6 protein-coding genes are annotated in these 6,606 nt (G+C 39.7%); 3 read left to right on the forward strand and 3 right to left on the reverse strand.

Annotation, left to right across the window (positions count from 1 at the left end; translation table 11 throughout):
- From porZ to AC6F75_RS06215, 3 genes are all read left to right on the forward strand, one after another.
- Window positions 1-1,991 (forward strand): type IX secretion system anionic LPS delivery protein PorZ (gene porZ, locus AC6F75_RS06205; protein WP_500714084.1); only part of this gene is annotated, 1,991 nt, incomplete at its 5' end.
- Complete coding sequence (gene recO, locus AC6F75_RS06210; RefSeq protein ID WP_500714085.1) at window positions 1,991-2,713, forward strand: DNA repair protein RecO; 723 nt, start codon at window positions 1,991-1,993, stop codon at window positions 2,711-2,713. The genes porZ and recO, both read left to right, overlap by 1 nt.
- Before the next feature lie 2 nt (window positions 2,714-2,715).
- A complete protein-coding gene (locus tag AC6F75_RS06215) occupies window positions 2,716-5,121 on the forward strand; it encodes a TonB-dependent receptor domain-containing protein (RefSeq protein WP_500714087.1) in 2,406 nt (801 codons plus the stop codon).
- Between the two features lie 97 nt (window positions 5,122-5,218).
- On the opposite strand, the gene AC6F75_RS06220 is transcribed toward AC6F75_RS06215, so the two are convergent.
- The 3 genes from AC6F75_RS06220 to AC6F75_RS06230 form a co-directional block, all read right to left on the reverse strand.
- Window positions 5,219-5,479 carry a T9SS type A sorting domain-containing protein gene (locus AC6F75_RS06220; protein WP_500714088.1) on the reverse strand — a complete coding sequence of 87 codons (261 nt, stop codon included), beginning with the start codon at window positions 5,477-5,479 and terminating at the stop codon, window positions 5,219-5,221.
- Between the two features lie 72 nt (window positions 5,480-5,551).
- On the reverse strand, window positions 5,552-5,878 hold the full coding sequence (locus AC6F75_RS06225; protein WP_500714089.1) for a hypothetical protein: 327 nt from the start codon (window positions 5,876-5,878) through the stop codon (window positions 5,552-5,554).
- Window positions 5,879-5,893: 15 nt separating this feature from the next.
- A complete protein-coding gene (locus AC6F75_RS06230; protein WP_500714090.1) occupies window positions 5,894-6,406 on the reverse strand; it encodes a hypothetical protein in 513 nt (170 codons plus the stop codon).
- Window positions 6,407-6,606 lie beyond the last annotated feature (200 nt).

The raw sequence follows: 6,606 nt of genomic DNA on the forward strand, positions 1-6,606 counted from the left end.
TTGATGACAATACCGTTTTAAGGGTTATTGATATTTTAAACAAACCTACAATCCCCCCAAACCAAAAGCGGATCAACCATTTTTATGAGTTTAGCGGCAATGTGTACATCTCAACAGAATTTGGTATTTCAGTATATGACCTTACCAAACTGGAGTTTGGGGACACTTATTTTATTGGAGACATAGGAACTCAGGTTGGTGTGAATCAGGTAACTGTTCAAGACGGAATAATCTATGCGGCTATGAACAACAAGGTGAAAGCCGCCAATGTAAATAACCCAAACCTCATCAATTTTCAAGAATGGAATGATTTTTATCCATTTGGCATTTTAGGAATTCAATCATTTGGAGATCAGCTTTATGGAATAGATTTTAACTCAAGGCTACTGCGATTGACAAATGGAAATATTACGGTTGTTGCCACTTTTCCTCAAGCAAATAAAAACATTTATACGTCTGATAATTTTTTAACAGTTACTTCTCACACAAGATCAACAGTTTTTGACGTTCTAATGAATCAAGTATCGACAGTAAATAATGTTGTTGATTTTCAATATACACTTTCAAACTCATTGGCTTATAATGAAAAAGTGTACTTAGCCACACAACAGTTCGGGGTTTTAGAAGTTCCGTTTAACGGAAATGAAGCCAACCAGATTCTTCCTGAAGGGCCATTGTTAAACAGTCCGTTTGCCATTGATGCCACGCCGGGCCAGCTTTGGGTGGTATATGGTGCAGTGTCGTTATTTTTCAACCCTTATCCGCTCAATCCCAACCGAAGAGGCATCAGCCATTTTGAAAATAATGAATGGACGAATATTCCTTATGAAGGTGTTTTGGATGCTGTAGCGATTACCCATGTTAAAATCAATCCTAACAATCCCACTGAGGTTTATGCCAGCTCTATGTTTAGCGGGCTTTTAAAGATTGAAAATAAAATTCCATCAATTTTATATGATGATACAAATTCAAGTATTGAACGCGGTTTTATAACTCCAAATAATCCATTAGGTGATATTCGAATTTATGGTTCAGAATTTGACGGCAATGGTAATTTGTGGTTTGTACAATCTGGAGCAACTAAAGGTTTACACCGTTTGAACACTGGAGGACAAATACAAGGCTTTGATATCACCAGTGTTATCCCTCAGCCTATAAATGAAACAGGACTTAATAAACTGGATATAAGCAGGGAAGGCAATATTTTTTTTGGCGGTAGTATAAACGGCTTGATAGGGTTTAACCCAAACACAAACCAATTTAAAAAAATAGGGGAAGAATTAGGAAATGGAAATTTGCCTGATAAGAGTGTTAGAGCAGTCGCTATTGACAATAGAAATCAAGTATGGATCGGCACATTAAGAGGTTTGCGGGTATTGTTTAACACAAGTGGATTTTTTCAGGAAAACACCAATGTTGACGCCCAGCCCATTATCATTCTTGATGACGACGGCGTTCCACAGGAATTGTTGTTCCAACAGTCAATTACAGACATAGCAGTAGATGGTGCCAACAACAAATGGATTGCTACAGCATCATCAGGGGTGTTTTATGTTTCTGCAAACGGGCAAGAAACACTATTGAGATTTACTAAAGACAATTCGCCATTACCCTCAAACAACGTCTTAGATATTGCCATCGATCCGGATAGTGGGGTGGTCTATTTTGCTGCCGGGAATGGATTAGTGGCCTATAAAGGTACAACCACGGCCCCACGTGACAACCTGAGGTCTCTTAGGGCTTTTCCAAATCCGGTGAGACCCCAATTTACCGGAAACGTCACCATCGACGGGCTCACCGCAAGAGCCAATGTTAAAATCACCGATGTGAATGGCAATCTCGTGTTTGAACGTGTGGCAGAAGGTGGGAGCATTCAGTGGGATACTCGTGCTTTTGGAAAATATAAAGTGTCTTCAGGAGTTTATTTTATTATGGCGACCACCGATGATGGCACCGAAACCAATATTGCCAAAGTAATGATTGTAAGATAATGCTCGTCACAACGCCGGCCATAGTGATTTCTACTGTTAAATTTGGCGAGGCAGACCTGATTGTCAAATGTTTTACCAAAGCCGAAGGCATTAAAAGCTACATTCTCAAAGGCATTTTAAAATCAAAAAAAGGCAAGTTCAGGACGGCTTATTTTCAACCACTCACTTTACTCGACATCAGTGCAAACCACAAGAATAAAGGCACGCTCGAGTATTTGCTTGATGCGAAAGTTTCCCGGCCATACCATACACTTCACAATCAAGTGGTAAAATCTTCGCTGGTGCTTTTTCTGTCGGAAGTGTTGAAACAATGCATTGTCGAAGAAGAAAAAAATGAAAAGCTGTTTGATTTTCTTGAACAAGCATTCATCTGGCTGGATGAAAACGAACATATTGCAAACTTTCATTTACTGTTTCTTCTAAAACTTTCAGACTTTTTGGGGTTCTATCCGGATGATTCAACAGTAGCACTTCCTGTTTTTAACCTTATAGACGGCATTTTTCAAACCGAAGTCACAAACATCTATTGCGTCGAAGCAAATTCTGAAAACCCGCTTTTTAAAAGGCTTTTCGGCACAAATTTTGATGCCTTGAAAGACTTAAAACCAACAAAAAAAGAGCGCGAGGCGTGTTTGCAACTGTTGTTGCTTTATTTTCAATTACACCTTCAAGGGTTTAAAACACCAAATTCGCTTTCGGTTTTAAATCAAATTTTTAACTGACCATGCCACATAAATTAACTGTTTTGCTTCTGATTTTTTCAGGATTTTTTGTCTTTGGTCAAGAGGTTTACATTCTTGACTCAGAAACCAAAGAGCCTGTTCCGGGTGTGGCTTTTTACAATTACAACAAAACCAAAAACGGTATTTCAGACCTTGACGGAAAGATTAATCTTGACAACTTTTCGGGTAATGAAACGGTTTATTTTCAGCACACTTCCTATGAATTGGTCTCATTTACAAAAACACAAATCCAAAAAAATAATAACAAGGTTTTACTTCATCCCGGAACAGGACAGCTGGATGAAATTGTACTTTCGGTAACCAAATTCAGGCAAAGCAGGAGGGAAGTTTCTCAATCAGTTGTCAGTATCAATGCAGATGACGCCCTGTTTGCCCAACCGCAAACCACAGCCGACTTGTTAAGCAACAGCGGAAAAGTATTTGTCCAAAAAAGCCAGATGGGCGGAGGAAGTCCGATGATTCGCGGGTTTTCAACAAACCGATTATTGATGACCGTTGACGGTGTGCGTATGAACACCGCCATTTTCAGGGGAGGGAACATCCAAAACATCCTTTCCATCGATCCCTTTGTGGTAGAAAACACCGAAGTGATTATCGGCCCCGGCTCAGTGGTTTACGGCAGCGATGCCGTGGGGGGGGTGATGAATTTCTACACCCTGAAACCCAAGTTTTCCTTTGAGGAAGGCATGGCTTTTTCGGGCAATGCCATCGCCCGATATTCAACGGCCAATGAAGAAAAAACCGGACACATCGATTTGAATTTCGGATTTAAGGAATGGGCTTTTTTAAGCAGCATTTCCTACAGTGATTTTGGCGATTTTAGAATGGGAAAACACGGCCCCGACGATTACCTGCGTAACTTTTACATCCAAAGAATTGACGGTGAAGATGTGCAGGTGGCCAATTCAAATCCGCTGGTTCAAAAACCCACCGCTTATGACCAGTTGAGCCTGGCTCAAAAAGTGCGGTTTATGCCCAATGAAATTTGGGATTTTACCTTAAACCTGTTGTATTCAGAAACCTCAGACTTTTCACGCTATGACCGCCTCACACGAGAAAGAGATGGCAACCTGCGTGATGCCGAGTGGTATTACGGTCCGCAAGTGTGGTTTTCAGGAAATTTACAGCTGGAGCGAAAAAGCAGAAGTTTGTTTTATGATGACTCCAAACTCATCGTGGGGTATCAGTTTTTTGAGGAAAGCAGAAACAACCGAAGTGTGGGTTCATCCAATTTGTATCATAGCATGGAACAAGTAGATGCGCTTTCAGCAAACTTAGATTTTACCAAAAACATCCATGAGGTAGACCTTTTTTATGGTTTGGAATATGTACGAAATGCAGTGGGCTCTTCAGGAAAAGTAACCAATATTTTGACTGATGAAGAGGAAGAAACAGCTGCCCGTTATCCTGACGGTTCCTCCTGGCAATCCTATGCCGCTTATGTAAATATGCTTTGGAAAATGTCGCCAAAAACCACCTTACAAACCGGTGTGAGATACAGCCACTTCAAGATAGACGCTACATTTGGCAACCGTTTTTATGATCTACCATTTGATGATGCCCAAATCAACACCGGCAACCTCACGGGAAGCATTGGGTTTACTTATAAAGCGAGTGATATACTCAGTTTGAGAACAAATCTTGCCACAGCCTACCGAGCGCCAAACATTGACGACATCGGAAAAATATTTGATTCAGAACCTGGAAGTGTGGTCGTTCCCAACCCCAATTTAAAAGCTGAATATTCCTATAACGGCGAGGTAGGTGCCACCCTCAATTTTGATAATATCCTTAAAGTGGAATTGGCCACTTTTTACACCAAACTCGACAATGCCCTTGTGCGAAGTGATTTTAACCTAAACGGCGAAACCGAAATCGTCTATCAAGGAGAATTAAGCAATGTACAAGCCATTCAAAACGCTTCTGACGCCAGAGTGTATGGTTTTGAAGCTACTGTTCAAATCAACTTTTGTGAAAATTTGAGTTTAAATACAAACTACACCATCGCCAAAGGTTATGAAGAAATGGACTATGGCGACAAAGCCCCATTGCGACACGCACCCCCACAATTTGGAAATACCCACCTGGTTTGGAAACGCAACCGACTAAAAGTAGATGCTTTTGCCCGTTACAGCGGACAAATAAGAGCCGAAAACCTGGCCCCGTCAGAAGCCAACAAACCGGAAATCTACCCTGAAGATGAGAATGGAAACCTCTATTCTCCGGGTTGGTACACCCTCAATCTGGCGACTCAGTATCAATTAACCAATGCCTTGCAACTTTCAGCTTCTCTTGAAAATATTACAGACCAGCGGTACCGCACTTATTCTTCAGGAATTGCTGCTCCGGGAAGGAATTTTATTGTGGCGGTGAAGTATAGTTTTTAAGCCACCCCTAACCCCTCCAAAGGAGGGGAACTTATTTTAAGTGCTTTTTATAGAGTTCTAAACTCCCTCCCCTTTGGGGAGGGTTGGGGAGGGCTTCTTATTTTTTCACAAACTTCTGTATTTGCTTTGCCCCCAATTCATTTTCTACTACTACAAAGTAAATCCCATTACTTAGTTGTTTCACATCTATTTTATCTTGTGATGCCTTTAAGCTTTGATTGTAAAGCAATTTACCGTTAGTGTTATAAATTTTGACTGAACAGGAACTGCAAAAGGCTGTATGAATAGTAATTGAATCATTTGTGGGGTTTGGGTAAATTATTAGAGCAGATTGTTGGTTAAATGTATATGTTGACAATGGCTCTAAACAATCTACAAAGTAGACGTATGTGTTAGTTATCGCGTCATAAAGTTCTATGATTTCTATAGTTCAGCAAAAATCTGCGAAATCCGCATGTCCTCTCTGGTAAACAGCAGTGTTTCCGTTTGCAAGGTTCTGAAGAAAATTATAGTAATGTTGCTCAATATCTGTAGTAGTTGTATTTTGACAATTACCGGGTGTGAAATATAATTCTTCACACAAAATATAAAAATCTCCAGAGCCAAACTCGCCACCACCATCATCATTTATAAAGGCGGCTTTTGATACAATTTCACCACAAATCTGGCTTTTAAAACTACCATCTTTTGAAAAAGCTATGGTAGTTTGTTGGGCTATCGAATAAGGAATTTGAATCGGAATCCAATTAACATACATGCCAGCTAAAAGCCACTAGGTATGGAAGGGAGGGTCATCACCAAAAACATAGTAATCCACTTGAAGGTCATGGGGGGTATTGTAAAGTTCTATAATGTCTCCGGCCGGGTTGGTGACTGTCAGTTTCAGATAATCGCCTAATCCACCCATATTCTGCTGAATGTCATAGTCAAATTCATCAACGGTGTTGACTTGAAAAAAATCAATATACAAGTCTCTAAAGTTATTTAAGCTACTTTCAGTACAACTTTCAATAATAGTACTGATGCTATTAATATGAAAAAAGGGAAGGGTGTTATCAAAAGTAAGTTGCAACGCTATTTGACCGGCACAACACATTTCGTTAAGCATGTCATTGGTGTCAAAAAAAGTCTGGATAGTCATTTCCGGTGTGGATGGGGCTTGCGTAGTTTGTCCGTTAATGGTTAGGCTCTTTACAAACCAACTTTCATCAAGAAGGGCTTGGTTTTGAGCTGTAGTAATAATGGAGGCAATTACTAAAACTAAAAGAGTAAATAATTTTTTCATTCAGTTAAAATTTAATTACCATTAAATAGGAGTTTACTAAATTACTAAAATTTCAGTAGAGATAATATTTATTTTTGTTTTGAAGCACTTCGTGTACACATTCTAAGAGTTTTATGTTCTAAGCTTTTTAATTTTTTGTAAATTCGCAACCTTATAAAAATGCAGCACCCGATGAGCAAAAAATTTCCTGAATATAAAGG

This window comes from Planktosalinus sp. (genome assembly GCF_059864935.1).